23 protein-coding genes are annotated in these 23,339 nt (G+C 60.4%); 15 read left to right on the forward strand and 8 right to left on the reverse strand.

The features are described 5' to 3' along the window. Nucleotides 1-173 precede the first annotated feature (173 nt). The 6 genes from AGR13A_RS03540 (at nucleotide 174) to AGR13A_RS03565 (ending at nucleotide 4,346) form a co-directional block, all read left to right on the forward strand. The gene (locus AGR13A_RS03540) at nucleotides 174-560 is read left to right on the forward strand and encodes a DUF983 domain-containing protein (RefSeq protein WP_080833701.1); all 387 of its coding nucleotides are present in this window, start codon (nucleotides 174-176) and stop codon (nucleotides 558-560) included. A 10-nt stretch (nucleotides 561-570) separates the two neighbouring features. Further along, a complete protein-coding gene (locus AGR13A_RS03545) occupies nucleotides 571-1,305 on the forward strand; it encodes an SURF1 family protein (protein ID WP_080836490.1) in 735 nt (244 codons plus the stop codon). A gap of 64 nt (nucleotides 1,306-1,369) precedes the next feature. Then, the gene (gene ispH / locus AGR13A_RS03550; RefSeq protein ID WP_035218548.1) at nucleotides 1,370-2,416 is read left to right on the forward strand and encodes a 4-hydroxy-3-methylbut-2-enyl diphosphate reductase; all 1,047 of its coding nucleotides are present in this window, start codon (nucleotides 1,370-1,372) and stop codon (nucleotides 2,414-2,416) included. Nucleotides 2,417-2,508: 92 nt separating this feature from the next. Beyond that, entirely contained in the window at nucleotides 2,509-3,477 is a 969-nt protein-coding gene (locus tag AGR13A_RS03555; protein ID WP_080836492.1) for a homoserine kinase, read from the forward strand. Further along, the gene (rnhA, locus tag AGR13A_RS03560; RefSeq protein ID WP_003494262.1) at nucleotides 3,474-3,914 is read left to right on the forward strand and encodes a ribonuclease HI; all 441 of its coding nucleotides are present in this window, start codon (nucleotides 3,474-3,476) and stop codon (nucleotides 3,912-3,914) included. The genes AGR13A_RS03555 and rnhA overlap by 4 nt, the downstream gene beginning before the upstream one ends. Before the next feature lie 123 nt (nucleotides 3,915-4,037). Continuing rightward, nucleotides 4,038-4,346, forward strand: coding sequence for a Dabb family protein (locus AGR13A_RS03565; RefSeq protein WP_035218547.1), 309 nt, complete (start codon nucleotides 4,038-4,040; stop codon nucleotides 4,344-4,346). A gap of 218 nt (nucleotides 4,347-4,564) precedes the next feature. Here AGR13A_RS03565 and AGR13A_RS03570 read toward each other — a convergent pair whose 3' ends face one another. After that, nucleotides 4,565-5,050 (reverse strand): peroxiredoxin, encoded by a 486-nt coding sequence (locus AGR13A_RS03570; protein ID WP_035218546.1) that lies wholly within the window; start codon nucleotides 5,048-5,050, stop codon nucleotides 4,565-4,567. 122 nt (nucleotides 5,051-5,172) lie between these two features. Then, a complete protein-coding gene (locus AGR13A_RS03575; RefSeq protein WP_080833703.1) occupies nucleotides 5,173-6,021 on the reverse strand; it encodes a protein-disulfide reductase DsbD domain-containing protein in 849 nt (282 codons plus the stop codon). 160 nt (nucleotides 6,022-6,181) lie between these two features. Between AGR13A_RS03575 and AGR13A_RS03580 the strand changes: the two genes are divergently transcribed. The 3 genes from AGR13A_RS03580 to AGR13A_RS03590 all read left to right on the forward strand — a co-directional run bounded on the left by AGR13A_RS03580 (nucleotide 6,182) and on the right by AGR13A_RS03590 (nucleotide 8,353). After that, nucleotides 6,182-6,787: a YqgE/AlgH family protein gene (locus AGR13A_RS03580; protein WP_035218992.1), complete on the forward strand. Its 606-nt coding sequence runs from the start codon at nucleotides 6,182-6,184 to the stop codon at nucleotides 6,785-6,787. A 109-nt stretch (nucleotides 6,788-6,896) separates the two neighbouring features. Beyond that, complete coding sequence (locus AGR13A_RS03585) at nucleotides 6,897-7,088, forward strand: CsbD family protein (RefSeq protein WP_035218542.1); 192 nt, start codon at nucleotides 6,897-6,899, stop codon at nucleotides 7,086-7,088. A 170-nt stretch (nucleotides 7,089-7,258) separates the two neighbouring features. Next, nucleotides 7,259-8,353: a zinc-binding metallopeptidase family protein gene (locus AGR13A_RS03590; RefSeq protein ID WP_035218539.1), complete on the forward strand. Its 1,095-nt coding sequence runs from the start codon at nucleotides 7,259-7,261 to the stop codon at nucleotides 8,351-8,353. A gap of 148 nt (nucleotides 8,354-8,501) precedes the next feature. Here the strand turns inward: AGR13A_RS03590 and AGR13A_RS03595 are convergent, their stop codons facing one another. Genes AGR13A_RS03595 through thrC form a run of 4 tightly spaced genes read right to left on the reverse strand, consistent with a single transcriptional unit; the run spans nucleotide 8,502 to nucleotide 14,763 of the window. Continuing rightward, nucleotides 8,502-11,417: an EAL domain-containing protein gene (locus tag AGR13A_RS03595; RefSeq protein ID WP_035218536.1), complete on the reverse strand. Its 2,916-nt coding sequence runs from the start codon at nucleotides 11,415-11,417 to the stop codon at nucleotides 8,502-8,504. Next, a complete protein-coding gene (locus tag AGR13A_RS03600) occupies nucleotides 11,414-12,013 on the reverse strand; it encodes a GNAT family N-acetyltransferase (RefSeq protein ID WP_080833704.1) in 600 nt (199 codons plus the stop codon). Before AGR13A_RS03600 ends, AGR13A_RS03595 begins: the two co-directional genes overlap by 4 nt. Nucleotides 12,014-12,045: 32 nt before the next feature. Then, nucleotides 12,046-13,344 carry a M16 family metallopeptidase gene (locus AGR13A_RS03605; protein ID WP_035218531.1) on the reverse strand — a complete coding sequence of 433 codons (1,299 nt, stop codon included), beginning with the start codon at nucleotides 13,342-13,344 and terminating at the stop codon, nucleotides 12,046-12,048. 21 nt (nucleotides 13,345-13,365) lie between these two features. Beyond that, nucleotides 13,366-14,763 (reverse strand): threonine synthase, encoded by a 1,398-nt coding sequence (gene thrC, locus AGR13A_RS03610; RefSeq protein ID WP_080833706.1) that lies wholly within the window; start codon nucleotides 14,761-14,763, stop codon nucleotides 13,366-13,368. A 265-nt stretch (nucleotides 14,764-15,028) separates the two neighbouring features. On the opposite strand from thrC, the gene AGR13A_RS03615 reads away from it, so the two are divergent. Further along, nucleotides 15,029-15,568 carry a PilZ domain-containing protein gene (locus tag AGR13A_RS03615; RefSeq protein ID WP_167377515.1) on the forward strand — a complete coding sequence of 180 codons (540 nt, stop codon included), beginning with the start codon at nucleotides 15,029-15,031 and terminating at the stop codon, nucleotides 15,566-15,568. Nucleotides 15,569-16,023: 455 nt separating this feature from the next. On the opposite strand, the gene AGR13A_RS03625 is transcribed toward AGR13A_RS03615, so the two are convergent. Beyond that, a complete protein-coding gene (locus tag AGR13A_RS03625; RefSeq protein ID WP_003520496.1) occupies nucleotides 16,024-16,713 on the reverse strand; it encodes an HAD family hydrolase in 690 nt (229 codons plus the stop codon). A 221-nt stretch (nucleotides 16,714-16,934) separates the two neighbouring features. On the opposite strand from AGR13A_RS03625, the gene AGR13A_RS03630 reads away from it, so the two are divergent. Then, on the forward strand, nucleotides 16,935-17,615 hold the full coding sequence (locus tag AGR13A_RS03630; protein WP_035218528.1) for a GntR family transcriptional regulator: 681 nt from the start codon (nucleotides 16,935-16,937) through the stop codon (nucleotides 17,613-17,615). Between the two features lie 45 nt (nucleotides 17,616-17,660). Then, a complete protein-coding gene (locus AGR13A_RS03635; RefSeq protein WP_080833712.1) occupies nucleotides 17,661-18,122 on the forward strand; it encodes a DUF1284 domain-containing protein in 462 nt (153 codons plus the stop codon). Here AGR13A_RS03635 and AGR13A_RS03640 read toward each other — a convergent pair. Further along, nucleotides 18,082-19,182 (reverse strand): hypothetical protein, encoded by a 1,101-nt coding sequence (locus tag AGR13A_RS03640; protein ID WP_080833714.1) that lies wholly within the window; start codon nucleotides 19,180-19,182, stop codon nucleotides 18,082-18,084. The two genes, AGR13A_RS03635 and AGR13A_RS03640, sit on opposite strands and share 41 nt — an antisense overlap. Before the next feature lie 233 nt (nucleotides 19,183-19,415). Between AGR13A_RS03640 and AGR13A_RS03650 the strand changes: the two genes are divergently transcribed. From AGR13A_RS03650 to AGR13A_RS03660, 3 genes are all read left to right on the forward strand, one after another. Next, nucleotides 19,416-20,561, forward strand: a complete 1,146-nt coding sequence (locus AGR13A_RS03650) for a site-specific DNA-methyltransferase (RefSeq protein ID WP_035218524.1) — start codon at nucleotides 19,416-19,418, stop codon at nucleotides 20,559-20,561. Between the two features lie 546 nt (nucleotides 20,562-21,107). Then, a complete protein-coding gene (locus AGR13A_RS03655) occupies nucleotides 21,108-21,584 on the forward strand; it encodes a hypothetical protein (protein WP_080833715.1) in 477 nt (158 codons plus the stop codon). A 237-nt stretch (nucleotides 21,585-21,821) separates the two neighbouring features. Beyond that, on the forward strand, nucleotides 21,822-23,324 hold the full coding sequence (locus AGR13A_RS03660) for a DegQ family serine endoprotease (RefSeq protein ID WP_080833717.1): 1,503 nt from the start codon (nucleotides 21,822-21,824) through the stop codon (nucleotides 23,322-23,324). Nucleotides 23,325-23,339: the final 15 nt, after the last annotated feature.

Here is a 23,339-nt window from a genome sequence, read left to right on the forward strand (position 1 = left end):
GTCGCAGCGCCGTCGAGCAACAACAGGTGCCCGGGTTCTGAGGCAAGCTTCCAGGAGATTGGACGTCATCCTCGGGCTTGACCCGAGGATCCATAGCCCGCTGAAATCGTGGGTCCTCGGGTGAAGCCCGAGGAGGACGGGCGAGGGGTTAGGCAACTTCGCGGGAGGTCATCATGTCAGAACCATCAAACGGCAATTTTGCGCCTGTTGATCCCATCAAGGTGGGCTTGAAAGGCTGCTGCCCGCGTTGTGGTAACGGCCGGCTGTTCGACGGTTTCCTGACGCCGAAACCGGCCTGCAGCGCCTGCGGGCTGGATTATGGCTTTGCCGATGCGGGTGATGGCCCGGCCGTCTTCGTCATGCTGATTGTGGGTTTTCTGGTCGTCGGTCTGGCGCTCTGGTTCGATCAGCGTTTTGGCCCGCCCGTCTGGGTGCATGTCATGCTCTGGTTGCCTTTCACGGTGATTGTCTCGCTCGTGCTGCTGCGCAAGCTGAAAGGGATCATGATTGCGCTGCAATACCGCAACAATGCAAGCGAAGGCAGGCTTGATCGTGAATGATGTTTCCCACATGAAGGCGGCGGAAAGACGGGTCTGGTTTGCTGCGCCGCTTGTCCTGCTGGCACTTGCCATCCTGCTCGGGCTGGGCACCTGGCAGGTGAAGCGGCTCTATTGGAAAGAGGCCCTGATGGCCGATATCGAGGAGCGGCGGAGCGCAAGCCCGGCCACGCTCTCCGACATCGAGACCATTACAAAAAGCGGCGGCGAGATAGAATATCGCAGGGTCAGCCTTTCCGGCACGTTCGATCACGCCCGCGAACGGCATTTCTTCGCCACCCATCAGGGCAGAACCGGCTATTATATCTATACGCCGCTGACGCTTGCCGATGGCCGAATTCTCTTCGTCAATCGCGGCTTCGTGCCCTTCGAGATGAAGGAACCGGCAGAGCGCCCCGACGGCCAGGTTGCCGGCGAGGTGACGATCACCGGACTGGCGCGCGCGCCGCTCGTCACTAAACCATCTTCCCTGCTGCCGGATAATGATGTCGCCAAGAACATCTTCTATTGGAAGGATCTGGCGGCGATGGCCTCGAGCGTCAATATCCCGTCGGACCGGCTGGTCCACCTCTTCGTCGATGCCGATAATGCGCCCAATCCCGGAGGCTGGCCTGAAGGTGGCGTGACGCTGATAGATTTGCCCAACAATCACCTGCAATATGCGATAACGTGGTATGGCCTGGCGGTGGCCCTTGTCATCGTCGCCGGTTTTGCCTATTTCCGGAACGGTAAGGCGCAGGGTGAATAAAGCACGTGCCGTCCGATAATGGCTGGTTATCGGGCAAGGCCAAGGAGCAGGCCAAGGAGCAGGAATGAACATCGCCGTTTCCAAACCCCCTTTGACAATAAGGCTGTGCGGACCGCGCGGCTTTTGCGCGGGCGTGGACCGGGCGATCCAGATCGTTGTGCTGGCGCTGAAGGCCTATGGCGCGCCGGTCTATGTTCGCCATGAAATCGTGCATAATCGCTATGTGGTGGAAGGGCTTGAAGCCAAGGGCGCGGTCTTCGTCGAGGAGCTGCATGAGATCCCCGTCGAGCACCGCGAGCAGCCGGTGGTCTTTTCCGCCCATGGCGTGCCGAAATCCGTGCCTGAAGACGCGCAGGCGCGCAACCTTTTTTATCTCGATGCCACATGCCCGCTGGTCTCCAAGGTGCACAAACAGGCCATGCGCCACCAGCGCCTCGGCCGCCATGTCGTGCTGATCGGCCATGCCGGTCACCCTGAGGTCATCGGTACCATGGGTCAGCTGCCCGAAGGCACGGTCTCGCTGGTCGAGACGGTGGAGGATGCGGGTGTTTATGAGCCGGTGGACCGTGAAAACCTCGGTTTCGTTACCCAGACGACACTGTCGGTCGATGATACCGCCGGCGTCATCGCCAGGCTGCAGGAACGCTTCCCGGCCATTCAGGCGCCTGCCGCCGACAGCATCTGTTACGCAACCACCAACCGTCAGGATGCGGTAAAGCAGGCGGCGCCCGGCTGCGATCTGTTCATCGTCGTTGGCGCCCCCAATTCCTCCAATTCCAAGCGGCTGGTGGAAGTGGCGCTGCGCGCCGGCGCCAAACATTCCGTGCTGGTACAGCGTGCGGCGGAAATCGACTGGGATGCGATCGGCGATATCCGCACCGTTGGTCTTTCGGCTGGCGCCTCCGCACCGGAAGTCATCGTCGATGAGATCATCGAAGCTTTCAAGGCGCGGTTCGACACGACGCTCGATCTGGCCGTCACGGTGGAGGAAACGGAACATTTCCTCGTCAATCGCGAGCTGCGCAGTATCGAACTGACGACGGACGACATGGCTTTCGTCAACGGCAATGCCAGCAATGCGCTTCCGCCGAAAACCGCCGCCGGTGCCTGAAACGGAATGACGGTCAATGCGGCTGGCCTTCGCGTTGCATCCGTCATTCTCACCCCAGATTTTCACCCTTTCCTTCATCAAGAGATTTGAAATTGGCAGTTTATACGGACATCACCGAAGATGATCTGAGGAATTTCCTCACGCAATATGACGTCGGCAGCCTCACTTCCTATAAGGGCATTGCCGAAGGCGTCGAAAACTCCAATTTCCTGCTGCACACCACCAAGGACCCGCTGATCCTGACGCTTTATGAAAAGCGCGTGGAAAAAAACGATCTGCCTTTCTTCCTCGGCCTGATGCAGCATCTGGCCGCCAAGGGCCTGTCCTGCCCCCTGCCGCTGCCGCGCAAGGATGGCGCGTTGCTGGGCGAACTGTCGGGCCGGCCGGCGGCGCTTATCTCCTTCCTTGAAGGCATGTGGCTGAGAAAGCCGGAAGCGAAGCACTGCCGCGAAGTCGGCAAGGCGATGGCCGCCATGCATCTGGCGGGCGAGGGGTTCGAAATCAGACGGCCGAACGCACTCTCCGTCGAGGGCTGGAAGGTGCTTTGGGACAAATCCGAAGACCGCGCCGACGAGGTGGAGAAGGGCCTGAAAGACGAGATTCGCCCCGAGATCGATTATCTCGCCGCCCATTGGCCGAAGGATCTGCCAGCCGGCGTCATCCATGCCGATCTGTTTCAGGACAATGTGTTTTTCCTCGGCGACGAGCTTTCGGGTCTGATTGATTTTTACTTCGCCTGCAACGATCTGCTCGCTTATGACGTGTCGATCTGCCTCAATGCCTGGTGCTTCGAAAAGGATGGCGCTTATAACGTCACCAAGGGCAAGGCGCTCTTGGAGGGTTACCAGTCGGTGCGCCCGCTGAGTGAGGCGGAACTGGAGGCGCTGCCGCTTCTGGCGCGCGGTTCGGCGCTGCGTTTCTTCCTGACGCGGCTTTACGACTGGCTGACGACGCCGGCCGGCGCGCTGGTGGTGAAAAAAGATCCGCTGGAATATCTGCGCAAGCTGCGGTTCCACCGCTCCATCGCCAATGTCGCCGAATATGGGCTGGCCGGCGAATGAAACATGTCGATATTTTCACCGATGGCGCCTGCTCCGGCAATCCCGGTCCCGGCGGCTGGGGTGCCGTGCTGCGTTATGGTGAGGTGGAGAAGGAACTCTCCGGCGGCGAGGCCGAGACCACCAATAACCGCATGGAACTGCTGGCGGCGATTTCGGCGCTCAACGCGCTGAAAAGCCCCTGCGAGGTCGATCTTTATACCGACAGCGCCTATGTGAAAGACGGCATCACCAAATGGATTTTCGGCTGGAAAAAGAAGGGCTGGAAAACCGCCGATAACAAGCCGGTCAAGAATGTCGAGCTGTGGCAGGCGCTGGAAGCGGCGCAGGAGCGCCACAAGGTAACGCTGCATTGGGTCAAGGGCCATGCCGGCCACCCGGAAAACGAGCGCGCCGATGAACTGGCGCGCAAGGGCATGGAGCCCTTCAAACGGCGGTAATGGAAACCTGTCTTATTCGGCCTGTGTAATCCGGGCCATATCTAATCCGGGGTTGTGAAAACTGAAACCCGATTTATCTTGTCGTCAAACAGCCGGACAGTCCGGCGGAGGAGAGGAATTCGGATGATCCTGCATTGTGTATTTTTGCGCTTCAAGGCTGCGACGGCATCCTCTGAAAAACAAGCGGTGTTCGAAGCGATTGCGGCCCTGAAGGACGTGATACCGGGCATCATCGATGTAAAATACGGCCAGAATGTTTCGCCCGAGGGCCTGAATGGCGGTTTCGTCGACGGTTTTATCGTGACGCTTGAAAGCCCCGAGGCCCGCGACGATTACCTCGCCCATCCCCAGCATATGGAAGTCGGCGAGCGCCTCGTGTCGCTGACCGATGGCGGTCTGGCCGGGCTTCTGGTGTTTGATATGAATGTCTGAGGGAAGGGCGGCTTGGCCGCCCTTTTTGTTTTGTCGCTAAAAGCAGCGTTGATGCGTTTGGCGATGTCGTGTCAGTCGATACACCGTCACCCCGGACTTGATCCGGGGTCCAGTGCGATCAAGTCCTTGATCGCAAAAGACTCTTATCAAGGCGCAGACGCGCCGTGGCTGGATGCCGGATCAAGTCCGGCATGACGGAGAGACTAAGCCACCTGCCCTCAAAGCTGCTCGATCATCGCAGCAGCGGCCGAAACCGTCGCCTGACCGGGGTTTTCTTCCACGTTGAGCGACTTCACCACGCCGTCTTCGACCAGCATCGAATAGCGCTTGGAGCGCACACCGAGGCCGCCGCCGGAAAGGTCGGCATCAAGGCCAAGTGCCTTGGTGAAAGAGGCATCCCAGTCGGCGAGGAAGTGGATTTTGCCCTGACCGCCGGACGATTGCGCCCATGCGCCCATAACGTGCCAGTCATTGACGGCGACAACGGCGATGTCATCCACGCCTTTTGAGAGAATGGTGTCGCGGTTTTCAAGATAGCCCGGCAGGTGGTTCAGCGAGCAGGTGGGGGTGAAAGCGCCGGGCACGGCGAAGAGAACCACCTTCTTGCCGCCGAAAAGCGCGTCCGTGGTGGTTTCCACCGGGCCGTCGGCCGTCTTTTCCTTGAAGGTTGCGGAAGGCAGTTTTTCGCCGATCTTGATGGTCATGTCCGTGCTCCTGTAGCCGTTCGGTTCGCGCGACTATAGAGCAACCAAATGAAACGTGTCATGCGGTTTTCGCGGGAAATTCCACTGCGGAGGCGATCGCTCAAGCGTGGCGGCAAAACCCATCAGGGCTTCGGGAAATTCAGCATCGTCTCCATGGCCCGGTCGCCGGATTTGACCAGAATCGGCCAGCTATTGCCCTGCACCTGATAGGTTTTCGGCAGGCCCTTGATGTTCATGTAGAAAGAGAGCTTGCGCTTGTCGCGCACCAGGTTCTGCGGTTCGTAATAGGCAAAGCCCGAGGGACCGGCGATGAAGATTTCGGTCTCCTTCGGTGCGTTTTCCGGAAGCTGCAGCTGCACGCCAAGCATGGTCTTGTCGGGCGTGATGTGGAAATCGGTCACCTTGAAATCGTCGGATGCGGCTTCGGGCAGCGTCTCGCGCGCCTCTTCCAGCAATCGTCGTTCTTCGCCGTCATCATCGCCCGCCTGGCCGCGGTCGATCGAAAACGTCGCCTCGAAAGGGATACAGATATTCTGGCAGACGCCGATGAAGGCGGTGAGGTCGATCTTCCCGCCTGCGGATGTGTCGGCGGCTTTCAGCTGGAAGGGAAGGCTGACGGCGTGATCATAGCCGATATCGGTAATGTCGCCGTTTTCAATCAGCTTCGGAACCGGGTAGGCCATGGTGGTAAGGCTGACACCGCTTGCCGGGTCGAGCCTGATCTGAGGCGGTATGCCGGCTTCTCCCGGCTCCCGCCAATAGGTTATCCAGCCGTCTTTCGGCTCGATCTGCAGCACGCCGCGCACCACGCCGTCCGCATCCATCGCAAGGCTTGCCACGCGCATCTGGCCGCCTTCGCTTCTGGCCCAGTCGGTAATCTCTGCCCGGGCGGCTTGCCCGCTGCCGAGGACGGCGGCGAATGCGGCGAGGAAGCGAAGATGTGAAAATCGAAAGAATGTCCTGAAGCTCATTCTTTCCGTCTAACCCAACATCGCCCGGCGGACCAGTTACGAATTCGTGCGGTTCATCATTTTCGGTTGATTGATCGGGCGCTATGCCGCATCCTGTTCCCTGTCGAAGTGCGAACGCCTTTTCCGTTCAAGAACGGAATTCGGCCTGCTGGAGGCGCCGGTGAGCTTTTCAACCCTGATGGACAAACGCGAACGTGGCTTTCTCGATGGTCAGTTCCTCATCGCGATGCCGGGGCTGGACGATGGCAATTTTGCCCGTTCGGTAATCTATATCTGCGCCCATTCGGATGCCGGTGCCATGGGCTTCATCATCAACCGTCCGCAGCAGATCACCTTCACCGATATTCTGCTGCATCTGAAACTGGTTGATAGCAACGACGCCATCATGCTGCCCAACCGCACCCGTGAATTTCCGATACAGTGCGGCGGTCCGGTCGAATCCGGTCGGGGCTTCGTGCTGCATTCGGATGATTACCTGAGCGAATCCAGCATTCCGGTCAGCGACGACATTTCCCTGACGGCGACGCTCGATATCGTCCGCGCCATTTCCAACGGCCGCGGCCCGCAAAGGGCCACCATGCTGCTGGGTTATGCCGGCTGGGGACCGGGGCAGTTGGAAAACGAGATCGCCAATAATGGCTGGCTGAATTGCCCGGCCGCCGAAGAGCTGATCTTCGACCGCGGACTGGACAATAAATATGAGCGCGCGCTTGCGTTGATGGGCGTCGACCCGCGCATGCTCTCGCCCGATGCCGGCCACGCCTGAGTTTTCCGCCGCTTTCACGCGTCTGCCGGCTGGAACCAAACCTTGCTCCCTCACGTTAGTCACCCGGAAAGCCGGACAAGACAGTGCGGTTAAACTAGGGAGCAGTGACATGGGTAGCACATCAGACAAGATCGCCGGTAAAGCCAACGAAGTCGCCGGCAAGGTCAAGAAGAGCGTCGGCGAAGCGACCGGCAACAACGAGTTGCGCGCCAAGGGTGCGGCCCAGGAAACAAAGGGCAAGATCCAGAAAAACGTTGGCAAGGCCAAGGATGCCGTCAAGGGCGCCGTTGATCGGATGTAATCTCGCCCGACGGATTGCGCCTCTCTGACGATGCGGCGCTCGGAGCGCATGTGTGACAGCACATGCGCTCTTGTCGTCTGAGGGGCCGGAACGTCCGGCTTGTTACGCCGTTCGTGTTGATATTCTACGTTTGCCTCCACCCCACCTGATCCATCGCAAGGGTTTCATCGATGAAGCTTTTCTCCTGCGCTTCCTGCGGCCAGCCGGTCCATTTCGACAATCGTTTCTGCGTCTCCTGCGGTCATCGTCTGGCCTTCGTGCCGGAACGCCTTTCCATGGAAGCGCTTGCACCCGCGGGCGAGCCGAACTGGCAGATCGTTGCCCAGCCGGAAAAGCAGGTGCGTTTCTGCGCCAATGAGGTGAATGACATCTGCAACTGGTCTGTCCCGGCGGAAAGTGACAGCGCCTTTTGTCCGGCCTGCAGCCATAATCGTCTGGTGCCTGATATCGCGACCGAGCAGGGGATCGAACAGTGGCGACGTCTCAGCCAGGCGCAGCGCCATCTGTTTTATTCGATCTTGCGGCTCGGCCTGCCGCATCCCAACCGGGATGCCGATCCTGCGGGTGGGCTGGTCTTCGACTTTCTGGTCGATGAGGTGGCGCCCGACGGTTCTGTCATTCCCGCCATGACCGGTCACGATGAGGGCCTGATCGCCATCCGTGCGGCGGAAGCCGATGATGCGACGCGCGAGCAGGTGCGCGCCAACATGAACGAGCCCTACCGCACCATGCTCGGCCATTTCCGCCACGAGGTCGGGCATTTCATCTGGAACAAGCTGGTGCGCGATGAGAACCGGCTGGAAGCCTGCCGCGCCGTGTTCGGTGACGAGCGCGAGGATTATGCGGCGGCGCTGCAACGCAATTACGAGCAGGGACCGCGGCCCGACTGGCAGGAGAATTTCATAAGCTCCTATGCCTCCGTCCACCCATGGGAAGATTTCGCCGAATGTTTCGCCCATTACCTGCATATCGTCGACACGCTCGAAACGGCGCGCGCCTTCGGTGTGGCGATCGATCCGGACGGACATGAGGAAATGGCCGCAGAGGTGACGTTCGATCCCTACAAGGCCCGCAGCGCCGCGCAACTGGTCAAGGCCTGGATTCCGCTCAGCGTCGCCATCAATTCCATCCAGCGCAGCATGGGGGAGGCGGACCTCTATCCCTTCGTGCTGACGCCGCCGGTGGTGACGAAGATGGAATTCATTCACGACCTCCTGCATGGGAGGGTGGCGGCGGATGCACAGCCGGTGATGATGGTTCAGTAAGGAACGCCTTACCCTCGACGTCATCCTCGGGCTTGACCCGAGGATCCACAACCACCTGCGACAATGGATCCTCGGGTCAAGCCCGAGGATGACCTCGCGTTAGGTAGAGGGGGAGGGGGGAATGCGCTACTACTGCAACCTATCCCCCTTATGAAGCCCGCTTCGTCGGCTGGAACCGCTCCCTGAGAAGCTTCAGCGCCGCATCGCCCGAGACCGGTGTTCCGAACAGGAAGCTCTGGCCAAAATGGCAATTCATGCGCGACAATTCCGCCGCATCTTCCGGCGTCTCGATGCCTTCTGCCACCACCTGCATGTCGAGCGCGCGGGCCATGGCGATGACGGAGCGCAGGAGTACATTGCGCTTGTCGCTGGTATTGGCCACCAGCGCCTTATCGAGCTTTATCGTATCGAAGGGGAAGCGGGTGAGATAGGCAAGCGACGAATAGCCGGTGCCGAAATCATCCATGGCGAGGCTCAGGCCCGTTTCCTTCAGCTTGGAAAGCACCAGCCGCGCCTGTTCCGGGTTTTCCATGACGACGGATTCCGTCAGCTCCAGCTTCAGCTGCTGTGGATTGCAGCGGGTGCGCGTCAGCATGCTGCGCACATCATTATACAATTCGTTGTTCAGCAATTGCGCGCTGGAAATATTGACGGAAATGAAGATCGGCATCTTCTCGATGGCATGCTGCCAGTCCATCAGATCGGTCGCCGCCCGCTCCAGTGCGAACATGCCGAGCGGCTCGATCAGGCCGGAAGCTTCCGCAATGGGAATGAACTCGCTCGGCGGAATATTGCCGCGCTTGGGATGTTCCCAGCGCATCAGTGCCTCGAAGCCGGCCAGCTCGCCATCGTCGAGCTTGACGATCGGCTGATAGGCAAGCGACAGCTCCTTGCGCTCGATGGCGCGGCGAAGGTCGCTTTCCATCTGCAGGCGGTCAGTGCCGGAGGTGCGGAAGGCGGGGCGGAACGGCTCGACACGGTTGCCGCCGGCGCGCTTGGCGCGATACATGGCAAGTTCCGCGTCACTCAAAAGTCCGGCCGCACTTTCCTGCTGGTCGATCCACGAGACGAGGCCGATGGAGGCGGTGAGGATGATTTCGCGATTGGCGAAATTGATCGGCACCATGATCGCCTTGTTCACCGCATCGGCGAAATCCGCCACACGCTGCGGATCGCGCTCGGAGGTCAGGATCAGGCCGAACTCATCGCCACCGAGGCGCGCCAGCGTATCCTGCGGTTTCAACAGGCGGCGCAGGCGCCGCGTCAGCGCGATGAGAATATTGTCGCCCGCGGCAATGCCGAGCGTATCGTTGACCAGCTTGTAGCGGTCGATATCGATCGCCATCACGGTCGGGCGCACACCCTCGCTATCGGGAGAAAGATTGAGGATCGATTGCAGGCGGTCGAGGAAAACCTGCCGGTTCGGAAGTCCGGTCAGATTGTCGTTCATCGCATCCTGCAACAGCCGCTCGACCGAATTCTTCTGCTCGGTAATGTCGGTAATCGTGCCGACGCAGCGGATGATTTCGCCGTTGGAGCCGAGAACCGGACGGGCGCGGATTTGCAGCCAGTGGAAATGCCCGTCTTCGGCGCGAATGCGGAATTCGTGGTTGAGGCGGCCCTTGCGATGGTCGAGCAGCACGTCGAGCGTCGCCTTGAAGCGGTCGCGATCGTCAGGGTGCAGGCGCGGCAGCCAGTTGCGCGCAGCACCATGCATGGTGCCGGGTTCCAGCCCCAGCCGGTTGGAAATGTCGGGCGTGGTGACGATGCGGTCGCGCGTCACGTCCCAGTCCCACACGGTATCGCCGCTGCCCGTCAGCGCCAGCGACTGGCGTTCAAGGTCAGAGAACAGGCCCTGCTGATAGGCGCTGCCGGCAAAGGCATGCTGGATCACGGTAAAGCCGATCAGCAGCACGATCAGCACCAGTCCGCCGCCAAGCGCCGGCTGCACGATGTCGTTGTCCAGTTGCCCCGTTACCGTCAGCCAGCTGCCGAACAGCCAGACGAGAATAAGCGCCCAGGAGGGAACGAGCAGGATCGCCCGGTCGTAACGGTTGAAGCCGAGATAGATGATGAGCGCGATACCGGCCGTTGCGGTGAGCGCGAAGGACACGCGGGCAATACCGGAGGCAACCGATGGATCGTAGATCGCCACGCCAAACAGCAGCGCCAGACCCACCACCCAGGCAAAAGTCGCGTAACCCAGATGCGCATGCCATCGGTTGAGATTGAGATAGGTGAAGAGAAAGACCACGAAGCTGGAGGCGAGCGCCACTTCCGCGCCCGCCCTCCATATTCGCTGATCGCTGGATGTGACGGTGATGAGCTTTTCAAGAAAGCCGAAATCAACGCAGATATAGGCAAGCACGGCCCAGGCAAGTGCGGCGGAGGCCGGCAGAACCGAGGTTCCCTTCACCACGAACAGAATGGTCAGAAGCACGGCCAGAAGGCCGGCAATGCCGAGCACGATGCCGCGATAGAGCGTGAACGCGTTGATCGTGTCCTTGTAGGCTTCCGGTTCCCACAGATAGATCTGCGGCAATTGCGGCGTCGATAGCTCGGCGACGAAGGTGATGACGGAGCCGGGATTGAGCGTGATGCGGAACACGTCGGCATCCGGGCTTGGCTGCCGGTCCAGCGCAAAGCCTTCGCTCGGTGTGATCGCGATGATGCGCTGCGAGCCGAGATCGGGCCAGAACAGTTTGGAGTTCACCAGACGGAAATGCGGGGCGACGATGACGCGCTCCAGCTGCTCTTCGGAGACGTTGGCGAGCGCGAATACCGCCCAGTCGCCCTGGTGATCCGTGGAACTGGCGCGCACCTCGATACGGCGGCGGATGCCGTCTGGTCCGGGGGCGGTGGAAACCTGAAAGGCCTCGCCCTGATTGGCGTAGATATCGGTGGTGGCAGTCAGATCAAGCGCCGTATCGTCACGGGAAATCTTCACCGGCTCGAAGGCGTAGGAATAGGAAGCAAAAAGCAGGAATAGCAGGAAAAACGGCGCAGCCAGTGCGATTGCCGCCAGACGTTTCGACAGGCAAGGCGCAGTGTGATTGTAGGTCATGTATCGTACTTCGTTCCGCCGGAGCTTTGCTTGTCGGCAAGAAGGGAAAACATCATATGATCCCGCCATTGGCCATTGATTTTCAGATATTCCCGCAAGAGACCTTCCCGCTGGAACCCGGCATTTTCGAGAAGCCGGATGCTTTTGAAGTTTTCCGGAATACAGGCTGCCTCGATACGGTGCAACTGAAGTCCGTTGAAGATGTATGGTATTACCAATTTTAATGCGGCAGACATATGGCCTTTGGCGGCGTGGCGTTCGCCTATCCAGTAGCCGATCATGCAGCTTTGCGCGGCGCCCCGGCGGATGTAACCGATTGTGATGCCGCCGACCAGCAGGGTCTCCTTTTCGAACAGCAGAAACGAAACGGCGGTACCGGAGGAAAATTCCTGGCCGTTGCGCACCACACGCATCCGGAAAGAGCCTTCCGTCAATTCGTCCGGACGCCAGCTTGGCTCCCAGGGCTGGAGAAACTGCCGGCTTTCCGACCGCAGGACGTGCCATTGCTTGAAATCGCCATAGCGCGGCAGTCTGAGAAGATGGTCGGCGCTGCGCAGTTCGGGCGTGTCATTATGTCGGGAAAGAAAACGCAGCATTCACCATCCCCGTGCGGAAGAAACCGCCACGCTTAGCCGTTCGCCTTTATCCTTGCGGGCTGCTGCGCGGAAAGCGCGGCAGTGATGTCTGAAAGAGGCGGCAGATGTTCGAGCGGGCCAATTGCGGACAATGTCGGAACTGTATCGAAAAACAGCCGTCCCGCAAGATCGGTCAGCCGTTCGCGGGTAATGTCGCCAAGGCGCTCCATCATCTCCTCATTGGGAATGGGCCGGCCGTAGAGCATCATCTGCCGGGCCATCTGGCCGGCGCGGGCCGCCGGGCTTTCCTGTCCCATCAGCAATTGGGCGCGGATTTGCGCGCGCGCCCGGTCGATTTCTTCCTGATGGATGGTCTGCGAGGACTTGCGCAGTTCTTCCAGAATGACCGGCACCAGTTCCGGCAGATCGTTGCCGCCGGTGGCCGCGTGTACGCCGAAAATGCCCGTGTCGGAAAAGCCCCAGTGAAACGCGTAGACGGAATAGCAGAGGCCGCGATATTCGCGCACTTCCTGGAAAAGACGCGATGACATGCCGCCGCCGAGGATATTGGCGAGGATCTGCGAACAATAGAAATCGCGGGCGTGATAGGCCTTGCCCTCGAAACCCAGAAGCACCTGCGCGTCCATCAGGTCGCGGGTCTCGCGGATTTCACCGCCGGTATAAACGGCCTTTTCGAGAACCGGCGTGGTGACGGGCAGTTGCGGCAACGAGGCGAAACGTTCTTCCACCTGCTTCACGAAGCTCTCGTGATCGACAGCACCGGCCGCCACGACGAAAATGCGGTCCGTCGTGTAGTTGCGGGCGAGATAATGCCTGATCTGGCCGGTGGTGAAGGATTGCACGGTATCAGGCGTACCGAGGATCGGCCGGCCGATAGTCTGGTCGCGATAGGCGACACCGGAGAAATTGTCGAAGATCACGTCGTCGGGCGTATCGGTCGCAGCGCCGATTTCCTGCAGGATGACGTTTTTCTCCCGCTCCAGTTCCTCTTCGTCGAACAGCGATTCCGTCAGGATGTCGGCAAGAATATCGACGGCGAGGGGGACGTGGTCTTTCAGGACGCGGGCATAATAGGAGGTTGTTTCCGTGGATGTCGCGGCGTTGACTTCGCCGCCGACATTTTCGATCTCTTCGGCGATCTGCCGGGCGGTACGCCGCGCCGTGCCCTTGAACGCCATATGCTCGAGTAGATGGGCGATGCCGTGTTCGGCAGTCGTCTCGTTGCGGGATCCGGATTTGATCCACACCCCAAGAGCAACGCTTTCGAGATGCGGCATTCTTTCCGTCACAACGGTCAACCCGGACGAAAGCCGGGTCACATTAACTCTCATACTCAACGTCTTTCCGCGTCTCTATTTGCCGGCGCGTGCATGTTGGCCGATGAAGGTTTCCACGGCTTTCAGCTCTGCGTCCAGAATGTCGAAACGCTCCTCCCGGTTCATAATGTCAGCTAACCATACTGGAAGCGCAGGCTCGATTGCGCAAGCGGATTTTACAGCGGCCGGGAATTTAGCCGGATGGGCGGTAGACAGAACCACCATCGGGCTTCCCGCTTTTTCGTGCTTTTCCGCCACGAAAACGCCGGTTGCCGTATGGGGGTCAATCAGGTAGCCGGTCTTCTCAAGCGTCTCGCGAATGGTCGCGGCCACCTGCTTTTCGGTGGCGCGGCCCGCACGGAAATCCTTCTTGATGAATTTCAGTGCCTTCGGCGGAATTTCAAATGCACCGGACTGCTTCAGACCGTCCATCGATGCCTTCACCGCCGCTGAATCGCGGTCATAGGCTTCAAACAGCAGGCGCTCGAAGTTGGAAGAAATCTGGATGTCCATCGAAGGCGAGGTGGTGGGCTTGACGCCGCGCATCTCGTAACGGCCGGTCTTCAGCGTGCGCGCCAGAATGTCGTTGTCATTGGTGGCGATGACGAGCTTGTCGATCGGCAGGCCCATCTTCTTGGCGACGTAACCGGCAAAGATATCGCCGAAATTGCCGGTTGGAACGGTAAAGGACACCTTCCGGTCAGGGCCGCCGAGCGACAGCGACGCGGTGAAATAATAGACAACCTGCGCCATGATGCGCGCCCAGTTGATGGAGTTGACGCCGGAAAGCTTCACGCTGTCGCGGAACTTCACGTCGTTGAACATCTCCTTCACCAGCGTCTGGCAATCGTCGAAATTGCCGTTGATCGCCAGCGCATGCACGTTGGAAGCGGTGGAGGTCGTCATCTGGCGCTGCTGCACCGGAGAGACCTTGCCATTCGGGAAAAGGATGAAGATGTCAGTGCGCTCGCGCCCGGCAAAGGCGTCTATCGCAGCACCGCCGGTATCGCCCGAGGTTGCGCCGACAATGGTGGCGCGCTCGCCGCGCTCGGAAAGCGTATAGTCCATCAGGCGGGCGAGAAGCTGCATCGCCACGTCCTTGAAGGCGAGCGTGGTGCCGTGGAAAAGTTCCAGCACGAAGGTGTTCGGACCGGTCTGGGTCAACGGCACGACGGCCGGATGCCGGAAAGTGGAATAGGCGTCGTCGATCATCGCCCTGAACTTGTCGGCCGGAATTTCACCGCCGGTGAAACGGTAGAGAACCTCGAAGGCGACGTCCTGGTAGGACTTGCCGCGCAGATTGCGGATTTCCTTTTTCGACATGGAGGGCCATTCGCGCGGCACGTAAAGCCCGCCGTCACGGCCAAGGCCCGCCAGAAGCGCGTCGCAGAAACCAAGCGAAGGGGCCGAACCCCGGGTCGATACATATTTCACGAGATAGTCCCTTGTCCGTTACCGATCTTGCCGGCGTCTTTGTCCGCAACGTCTCACCGGAATGAGGCGATTGGCGAGGTAATGAAGGGCTTTTCTGAAAATTCAAGCAAAACCGAACATGCCAATCGATTTTTTCCGGCGTCGCTGCTATAGACCATCGCCAACCTGCGTGAAAGGTCAATAAACAGCGTCTCCGGTTCTGTTCCGGGACAATGGAGAGGGAATTAGAAGAGTGTCAGGGAATTTCTTGCGTTTGTCCGCCGCGATGTCGCTTCTGGCCGTCGTTGCAGGATGTAATTCCTCCAATCCGTCGGACTCGCTTGCCGTCAACCCTCCGGCCGCGCAGGCCAATGCCGTCACCCCGGTGGTGCAGGCCAACTGCCCGACCGTGACGGTTCTCGACGCCAACGCCGTTCACCGGGTCTATGCCGGCGGCGCCAAGGACGACCCGCAGAAGCTCGCCTATCAGGTCTCGCTGTCGGATACGACGCGCTCATGCACCGCAAACGAAGCCACGCTGACGGTGAACGTGCTGGCGCAGGGTCGTCTCGTTCCCGGCCCGATGGCGAAGCCCGGCCGCGTGACAGTTCCGATCCGCGTGACGGTGAAGGATGGCGACGGCGAAATCTACGGCGAAACGACCAATTTCGCCATCGATGTCCCGGCAGGCGGAGCCGGCACGCAGTTCATTTTCAACAACGACCATGTGGCCATTCCCAACGGTCCGGGCGGCGCACCGAAGTCGGTCAGCGTCTATATCGGCTTCGGCGGCGAGAGCGCCAAGGCAAAGACCAAGCGCCGGTGATTTGACGGGCGAAATGTAAAAACCGGAGGCTGCTCGGCAGGCTTCGGTTCTGATTGCGCGCAAAGGTGCGAATTCCGTCACCCCGGACTTGATCCGGGGTCCAGCGCGATCAAGTCATTGATCGCAAAAGACTCTTCTCACGGCGCAGACGCGCCGTGACTGGATGCCGGATCAAGTCCGGCATGACGGAGGAGAAGTCTACGACTTTCCATGCGTTTTAAGCGGAGGGTTTTCCCACGGCCGTTGCTTTCTCCGCTGACGGGCGGAGACGAGAGTTTCGATACTCCTCCACAGCCTCAAAAAAAGCTGGCGGCAAAACGTCCCTGGCGGGGCGCGCATTTGCGAGCTCTCCATCCGACATCTCGGGAAAGTCGACAGCATCCCAGTCCGCTTCGGTATAGCCTTGGCCGGGTACGAATTCCTTTTGTGTCTGGGATGTAACCACAGCTACCTCGTCAAAAAGCGCCTTCCCACTCCGCCATTGCCGCAATCACGGCCGGCAGGTCCTGCATGCGCGAGATCACCGTTTCGGCGCCCGCATCCGTCAGCCGGTCGGCATGGCTCGGATAGGTGTGGGATGCGCCGGTGAAACCGATGACGCGCATGCCGGCGGCTCTTGCGCCATGGATGCCGTGCACGGAATCCTCGACCACGACGACGCGGTCGGGGGAGACGCCGAACTGTGCCGCGCCATGCAGGAAGATGTCGGGCTTCGGCTTCACGCGGTCGGCGCCGAGATCCTTGGCAGAATAGATATGCGGCGCGAAATAGGGCTTCAGGCCCACTTTCGTCAGCATCATGTCGAGCCGGTGGCTCGAGGAATTCGAGCAGATGCAACGCGGCGTCGTCAGGCGAGACAGCGCGAATTTCACGCCTTCGATGATCTTCACGTCGCGTTCCAGCCGCATGTCGAGCAGCTTTTCCGACTTGTCGAGCAGGGAAGCGGAGAGCGGGATGCTGGCTTCGCTTTCCACCTGCAGAAGAATGTTCTTCCAGGTCATGCCGGCAAAGCGTTCGCCCATTTCCTCGACGGATATCGGATAACCGGCCTCGGTCAAAAGGCGGGACTCCACCTGTGCGGCGATGATTTCGGAATCGACCAGAACGCCGTCACAGTCGAAAATAATGAGGTCGAAGCCGCTCATGGGCGCTCCCTGTATCGGATTTGCCGGGAAAAAGTGATGCGGGGGGCTTTTAGACCATGTCCACGCCAAGCTCAACTGGCTGACCCGCAAGGGTCGGTCCCATCAGGCTCATAGCTTGCCGGTTGGGCAGGAAACTGTGCGGCTGCGAATATTCGGCTTTGCGCATTTGCCGCGTGCAAAAAGCACTACACACAGTCGCGCCAGATGCGTTATGGGATGTTATGCCAAAGCCAGTGAAAACCACGCCTGAAGACACCATTGCCGCACGCATCAGCCGCACGCTCGCTGACCGCATCGTTCGCGGAGAACTGTCGCCGGGCGAACGGTTGCGGCAGGATCACATCGCTGCCGAATTCGGCGCTTCGCATGTGCCTGTGCGCGAGGCGTTCCGCCGACTGGAAGCGCAGGGGCTGGCCGCCAGCATTCCGCGCCGGGGTGTCCGGGTTGCGGATTTCGGCCTTGACGATGTGCGCGAAGTTGCGGAAATGCGCGCAGCCCTTGAGGTTCTGGCGCTGCGCCACGCCATTCCCAACATGACGTCAGCCATTCTCGACCAGGCGGAAGCCGCGACACTGGAAGGCGATAGCGCCGTCGATGTGCAGCATTGGGAGGAGGCGAACCGCCGCTTCCATCGCCTCATCACCGCGCCCTGCAACATGCCGCGCCTGATGGAGGCGATCGACGGTCTGCATGCGGCGAGCGCCCGCTTCCTGTTTTCCGCCTGGCGGGCCGGGTGGGAGCGCCGCACCGATACCGATCACCGCGCGATCATCGATGCGCTGCGCGGCGGCCGCGCCGAAGAGGCGGTGCGTATCCTTGACGGCCACGTGCAATGGATCGGTCGCAAGGCGATCCGCACCTCGTCCGGCTCGGTGCGCGACGCCTTCGCGATCGTCGGATAGGGCGGGCCCGTGACCGTCCGCCTCCGGCCCCACCATCTTCTCTGTATGCTCACCTATGTGGGCAAAGGTTATACGTCCGGCTTCGTCGAAAATTACGACCGCGTCGCCGCCCGCCTGAATGCCGGCGCGGAAGATATCGAGCTGGTGGATGGGCCGGATGATATTTGCGAAGGCCTGCTGTGTGAAAGCCATGCCCACTGTTTCAACGAAGGCGTGGTGCAGCGGGATGAGACGGCCCGCCTTTCGGTGTCAGTGCTTTTGGGCGAGGTACTGACCGCCGGCAAGCGGCTGCAGGCGACGCCTGACTTTCTCGCGAAGATGCGTCTGGCTTTCGCCGCAGGCGAGATCAGGCAGGCCTGTCGAGGCTGTCAGTGGATAAGGCTGTGCGACCGTATCGCGGCGTCAGGCTTCTCAGGTGTGAAAATCGGCGAACGGCCAGAGCCTCAGGCCGGGCGACGGCCGAGGCCTACTCCGGCACATTCGTCTCGGTTCTCTCGGCGGCCTTGACCGTCGCCTTGATCTCCTTCGGCTCGCGACCGGACTTCTCGTCGTAGCTCACCTTCACCGAATAATCGCCGGGATGCAGCGTCTCCTGATGCCCGGTGCCGTACCGTCCGGAAATTTCCTTTTGCGTGCCCTGAAGGTCCTTGGTCGTTTCGACGATATCGATCCGCTCCGCACCCGGTGCGGTGATCGCCAAAACACCCGCATCGAGGTCAATGTTGATTTCGGTGCGTTTTCCGGCGGTCACGGTGAAGGGCTGCTCCACCGTGACCTTGCCGAGACGGGCGCGCATCACGAAATCGCCGGCGGGCATTTCCATGATTTTGCCGGTGCCGTAAATGCCGTTGATGGTCTGGCGGGTGCCATCCAGCGTCTCCTTGGCTGAAAGCGCCTCGAAACGGATATCGTCCGTCTCCACCGCCTTGCCGCCCTGCGCATAGACCGCTTTGGCGACAACCACGCCGCTCGGGATGACGAGCTCGTGGCTGATCTTTTCGCCCGCCTTGACGGCAAGCGTTTCCTGCGCCCGTGCCGGGCCGATGCTGCCGGTGAGGAGCACGTCGCCCGCGGGTACGAAGACCGTGTTCTGGCCGTAAACGCTATCCTTGAAATCGCCCTTGGTGATGTCGGTCTTTGCCTGCGTTTCCACATCGCCGCCGGGACTGCGTTTCGGCACGACAGTCAGTTCCGCCGCGTTGAAATTAACCTTCGGCCTCGCGACGCTTCCGTCCTTCACCTCGAAGGCTATTTCGCTGATGACATTGCCGAGCGCCGCGACGCCGACATATTTGCCGGCGGGCAGCTTCGCCTCGAAAGTGGCGTCATAGGATCCGCCGGCATTGACATCGGTGCGCGCTCCGGCCCGGTCGGCCTTGTAGAAATCCCATCGCACTTTGTCGCTGTTGCCCAGCGAGGGGCCGCCATCGAACATCACGGCGTCGGTCACGACATTAAATTGCGGTGCCGGCTCCTGCGCCCGCAATGGCGACGGCAATGCTGCCATCAGAAGAACGGCGGAAACGACATGCATTGAAAAAGAAGCCGTTCGCATCATGGACCCCATTCGGATTACCCCCGTTATTGCCGGTCTCCCTGCCGCACCGATAGGCGGAACAGGACAACCCGTTGTGCACAACGTTTTTACGGGACTTCGGGTTCCCCATGCGCCGCCGCAAATCCGCCATGCACGCTTCAACAGCCATTTATTTTGCATTTTCCGTGACTTGTTCAGGCTTTGATAACCATCTTCGGTAACCATAAGCATCAGTAGAGAGTAAGCGTATGGAGCGAGTACCAATGGCAGCAGTTTTTCCGCTGGCCGATTTTCGGCGTGCCGGTTTTGATCGTGCGGGCGAGAGCGACGCCTGGAAAGACAGCATCATCAAAGGTGATTGTGTCGCTGCCTTGGATGCCCTCCCGAGCCAGTCGGTCGATGCGATTTTCGCCGATCCGCCCTATAATCTCCAGCTTGGCGGCACGCTGCACCGGCCCGATCAGTCGCTGGTCGATGCCGTCGATGACGAGTGGGACCAGTTCGCCTCCTTCGAGGCCTATGACGCTTTCACCCGCGCCTGGCTGCTCGCCTGCCGCCGTGTGCTGAAACCGAACGGCACCATCTGGGTCATCGGCTCCTACCACAATATCTTCCGTGTCGGCTCCATGCTCCAGAACCTCGATTTCTGGATCCTGAACGACATCGTCTGGCGCAAGACCAATCCCATGCCGAATTTCAAGGGTCGCCGGTTCCAGAACGCCCATGAGACCATGATCTGGGCCAGCCGCGATCCGAAAGCCAAGAACTACACCTTCAATTACGATGCGCTGAAGGCCTCCAATGACGATGTGCAGATGCGCTCCGACTGGCTGTTCCCGATCTGCAGCGGTCATGAGCGTCTGAAGGGTGACGACGGCAAGAAGGTGCATCCCACCCAGAAGCCGGAAGCGCTGCTGGCGCGCATCATCATGGCCTCCACCAAGCCGGGTGACATCGTGCTCGACCCGTTCTTCGGTTCCGGCACCACGGGTGCGGTCGCAAAACGTCTCGGTCGCCACTTCGTCGGCATCGAGCGCGAACAGGATTATATCGATGCGGCATCGGCCCGCATCGCCGCCGTCGAGCCGCTCGGCAAGGCGGAACTGACCGTGATGACCGGCAAGAAGGCCGAACCGCGCGTTGCCTTCAACACGCTGGTGGAAAGCGGCCTCGTCCGCCCGGGCCAGGTACTGACCGATGCAAGACGCCGTTATAGCGCCATTATTCGTGCCGATGGTACTCTGGCATCCGCCGGGACCGCCGGCTCCATTCACCGCCTCGGCGCAAAGGTGCAGGGTCTCGACGCATGCAACGGATGGACGTTCTGGCATTTCGAAGATGGCGACGAATTGAAGCCGATCGATGATTTGAGAGCGATCATCCGCAGTGAAATGGCAAAGGCTGAATAGTCAAAAGCCGCAGAGGCTGGAGACCGACGATCCACCGCCCGCCCTTGTCAGGATACGTCTCCGTCCGGTTTAGTACCTTCAGTCCCGGATGGAGAACGACCAACGCCCGGCACCTCGGTGTCGGGCGTTGGTATTTTCGAATATTTTATTTTAGCCAGACAAGTTTCGCGCAAGAGACCGGCCATAGTGTCTGATGCAAAGCAGTGGTTGTGAAAAACCGTTTCGGAAAGATCGCAGGAACATTGCTGTCCCATGCCGCTTGCGGCAGGACTGGCGCAGGCTGGAGACCGCCATTTCCGCCTGCGCCAATTTTCTTTTCCGGGTTTTCACGGGCCTCTCCGACCCCGTCATGGCGCCTGCGCCGGGTTCCCCAGCCTTAACGATAGATGTCCTGCGCGTTACGGAAGATTAACGTGACGCTATACATGGCGGGGAGTACATATTCTTCCAGGCTGAGTGTCGCCGGCGACCAAAAAAATCGCGACGCGACGATGCGAGACAGCCGGATTCGCGGGCCATTGCGCGCGATGAATAAGGAGGCGTGCCATGCGCTCGCTTTTCAAGACAGTCACAATAGCATCCTTCATTCTGGCGACGGCCACGGGCGGCGCTTTCGCGGCCGGACATTCGCATGGCGAACATTCCGGCTCCGGCGGAATGCACAGTGAACGGTCCCATGATGTCGACCGGGGCGGGAGACATTTCTTCCGTCACAACGATGACGACCTGTTCATGAATGACATGTACATGAACTATACCGGCCCTGCCGCTTACGGGCAGAGACCGCATCTGGTTCGTGTGCTTCATGAGCTGCGTGTCGCCGACCACCGGATCGATTTCGAACGCCAGCAGGGCAGGTTGAGCGCAGGCGCTTTCAACCGGCTCGAAAATGAATCGTCCGCAATCCGCACCCAGGCACTCAAAACCGCCGACATGCATCATGGCTACCTTCCCATGAAGGCATTTAACACCCTTCAGGGCGAAGTCCGGCAACTTGATCGGAACATCGTCCGCATGAGCTGACAGAGGCTTGCGGTCCTCACCTGACGAGGATCGGCCATGCTGCCGCAGATCGCGCCGGAGAGCGGTGACGGGGCGCGAACCCGCTCTCCGGCTCCAGGATTTCCCCACGGGGTCGTGCGGATTTCGAAAGAACGATTGGAAACTCAAAACCATGCGCCTGCCGGCTGCATGGGGTGCGGCCCCGCCTGCTCCCCTGACCGTCACGGCCGCAAGCATGCCCTCGAAAGGAGAAACGTCATGACCAGTATTCTTCGCAGATATCGCATCGCGGCTTTGCTTGGCGCGGCCTTTGTCGCCGCTCCGCTTGCGATGCCCGTCTTTCTGCACAACACACCCGCTTTCGCCCAGGCCGGATTATCGGCCATCCCCGGTCCCGTGACCTCGGGCGGCTCCTTCGCCGGCATCGTCGCCGCCGACAAGCCGGCGGTGGTGACCATCACCACCGAAATGAAAACGCAGGAACAGGCGACGGACGATACGACGCCGTTTGACCAGCAGTTCCGCCAGTTCTTCGGCGAGCAGGGCATTCCCATGCCGCAACAGCGCCAGTCGCAGACTGCGGAAGCGCTGGGTTCCGGCTTCATCATCTCGCCGGATGGCTATATCGTCACCAATAACCATGTCATCGATAATGCCACCGCCATCAAGGTGACGCTGGATGATGGCACCGAGCTTCCCGCCAAGCTCGTCGGCGCCGATCCGAAATCCGATCTCGCCGTCTTGAAGGTGGTTTCTCCCAGACCGCTCGCGGTCATTTCCTGGGGTGACTCGGACAGGCTCAAGGCCGGCGATCAGATCCTTGCCATCGGCAATCCCTTCGGCATCGGCACCACGGTCACGGCCGGCATCGTTTCTGCCCGTGGCCGCGATCTGCACAGTGGGCCCTATGACGACTTCATCCAGATCGACGCGCCGATCAACCACGGCAACTCCGGTGGCCCGCTGGTCGATGTCGAAGGCAAGGTGGTCGGCATCAACACCGCGATCTATTCGCCGAATGGCGGCAGCGTCGGTGTCGGTTTCGCCATTCCCTCCGATCAGGCCCAGAATGTCGTCGTCCGCCTCATGAAGGATGGGTCGATCCAGCATGGCTTCATCGGTGTCCAGATACAGCCGGTGACGCCTGACGTGGCCAATGCCATCGGTCTGACGGCAGCGGAGGGCGCGCTGGTCGCCAGGGTCGACACCGGCACGCCGGCAGGCCGGGCCGGCATCAAGAGTGGTGATGTCATTACCTCTCTGGGTGGACAGGCGATCAAGTCGCCGCGCGACCTGTCGCGCATGGTTGCCGATCTGTCGCCCGGCCAGAAGGAACATGTCACTGTCTGGCGCCAGGGAGAAAGCAGGGACCTGCTTCTGACCGTGGGAGGCAATGAAGGCCAGAGCGCGCAATCCTCCGCGGATAACGGTCAGCAGAAAGGCGACGCCTCATCGCAGTCCCTGCCGATGATCGGGATCGGGCTGGCCGACATCACCCCGGCGGTCCGCGAAGCCCTCAGCCTGCCGCAGGATGAAAAGGGCGCTATCGTCGAAAGTGTCGCGCCCTCGAAACCCGCCGCCGAGGCCGGCTTGCAGGCGGGCGACGTGATCGTCTCGGTCAATCAGGCGAAGGTGAAATCGGCGGGTGACGCCAAGGCTGCGATTGCGCAGGCGGGCAAGGCAGGTCGCAAATCCGTTCTGCTGCTCATCCAGCGCGGCGATTCGCAAACCTATGTCGCCATCCCCTTCGCAAGGGGCTGAGCCCCGGCTTTCGGG

Origin of the sequence: Agrobacterium genomosp. 13 str. CFBP 6927 (assembly GCA_900012615.1) — a bacterium.
Classification (GTDB): Bacteria; Pseudomonadota; Alphaproteobacteria; order Rhizobiales; family Rhizobiaceae; genus Agrobacterium.

Excerpts from the sequence above, each read along its gene's own strand:
- AGR13A_RS03540 (WP_080833701.1), top strand. The coding sequence starts at position 174 with ATGTCAGAACCATCAAACGGCAATTTTGCGCCTGTTGATCCCATCAAG.
- AGR13A_RS03545 (WP_080836490.1), top strand. The coding sequence starts at position 571 with ATGAAGGCGGCGGAAAGACGGGTCTGGTTTGCTGCGCCGCTTGTCCTG.
- ispH (WP_035218548.1), top strand. The coding sequence starts at position 1,370 with ATGAACATCGCCGTTTCCAAACCCCCTTTGACAATAAGGCTGTGCGGA.
- rnhA (WP_003494262.1), top strand. The coding sequence starts at position 3,474 with ATGAAACATGTCGATATTTTCACCGATGGCGCCTGCTCCGGCAATCCC.
- AGR13A_RS03565 (WP_035218547.1), top strand. The coding sequence starts at position 4,038 with ATGATCCTGCATTGTGTATTTTTGCGCTTCAAGGCTGCGACGGCATCC.
- AGR13A_RS03570 (WP_035218546.1), bottom strand. The coding sequence starts at position 5,050 with ATGACCATCAAGATCGGCGAAAAACTGCCTTCCGCAACCTTCAAGGAA.
- AGR13A_RS03575 (WP_080833703.1), bottom strand. The coding sequence starts at position 6,021 with ATGAGCTTCAGGACATTCTTTCGATTTTCACATCTTCGCTTCCTCGCC.
- AGR13A_RS03585 (WP_035218542.1), top strand. The coding sequence starts at position 6,897 with ATGGGTAGCACATCAGACAAGATCGCCGGTAAAGCCAACGAAGTCGCC.
- AGR13A_RS03590 (WP_035218539.1), top strand. The coding sequence starts at position 7,259 with ATGAAGCTTTTCTCCTGCGCTTCCTGCGGCCAGCCGGTCCATTTCGAC.
- AGR13A_RS03595 (WP_035218536.1), bottom strand. The coding sequence starts at position 11,417 with ATGACCTACAATCACACTGCGCCTTGCCTGTCGAAACGTCTGGCGGCA.
- AGR13A_RS03600 (WP_080833704.1), bottom strand. The coding sequence starts at position 12,013 with ATGCTGCGTTTTCTTTCCCGACATAATGACACGCCCGAACTGCGCAGC.
- AGR13A_RS03605 (WP_035218531.1), bottom strand. The coding sequence starts at position 13,344 with ATGAGAGTTAATGTGACCCGGCTTTCGTCCGGGTTGACCGTTGTGACG.
- AGR13A_RS03615 (WP_167377515.1), top strand. The coding sequence starts at position 15,029 with ATGTCGCTTCTGGCCGTCGTTGCAGGATGTAATTCCTCCAATCCGTCG.
- AGR13A_RS03625 (WP_003520496.1), bottom strand. The coding sequence starts at position 16,713 with ATGAGCGGCTTCGACCTCATTATTTTCGACTGTGACGGCGTTCTGGTC.
- AGR13A_RS03630 (WP_035218528.1), top strand. The coding sequence starts at position 16,935 with ATGCCAAAGCCAGTGAAAACCACGCCTGAAGACACCATTGCCGCACGC.
- AGR13A_RS03635 (WP_080833712.1), top strand. The coding sequence starts at position 17,661 with ATGCTCACCTATGTGGGCAAAGGTTATACGTCCGGCTTCGTCGAAAAT.
- AGR13A_RS03640 (WP_080833714.1), bottom strand. The coding sequence starts at position 19,182 with ATGGGGTCCATGATGCGAACGGCTTCTTTTTCAATGCATGTCGTTTCC.
- AGR13A_RS03650 (WP_035218524.1), top strand. The coding sequence starts at position 19,416 with ATGGCAGCAGTTTTTCCGCTGGCCGATTTTCGGCGTGCCGGTTTTGAT.
- AGR13A_RS03655 (WP_080833715.1), top strand. The coding sequence starts at position 21,108 with ATGCGCTCGCTTTTCAAGACAGTCACAATAGCATCCTTCATTCTGGCG.
- AGR13A_RS03660 (WP_080833717.1), top strand. The coding sequence starts at position 21,822 with ATGACCAGTATTCTTCGCAGATATCGCATCGCGGCTTTGCTTGGCGCG.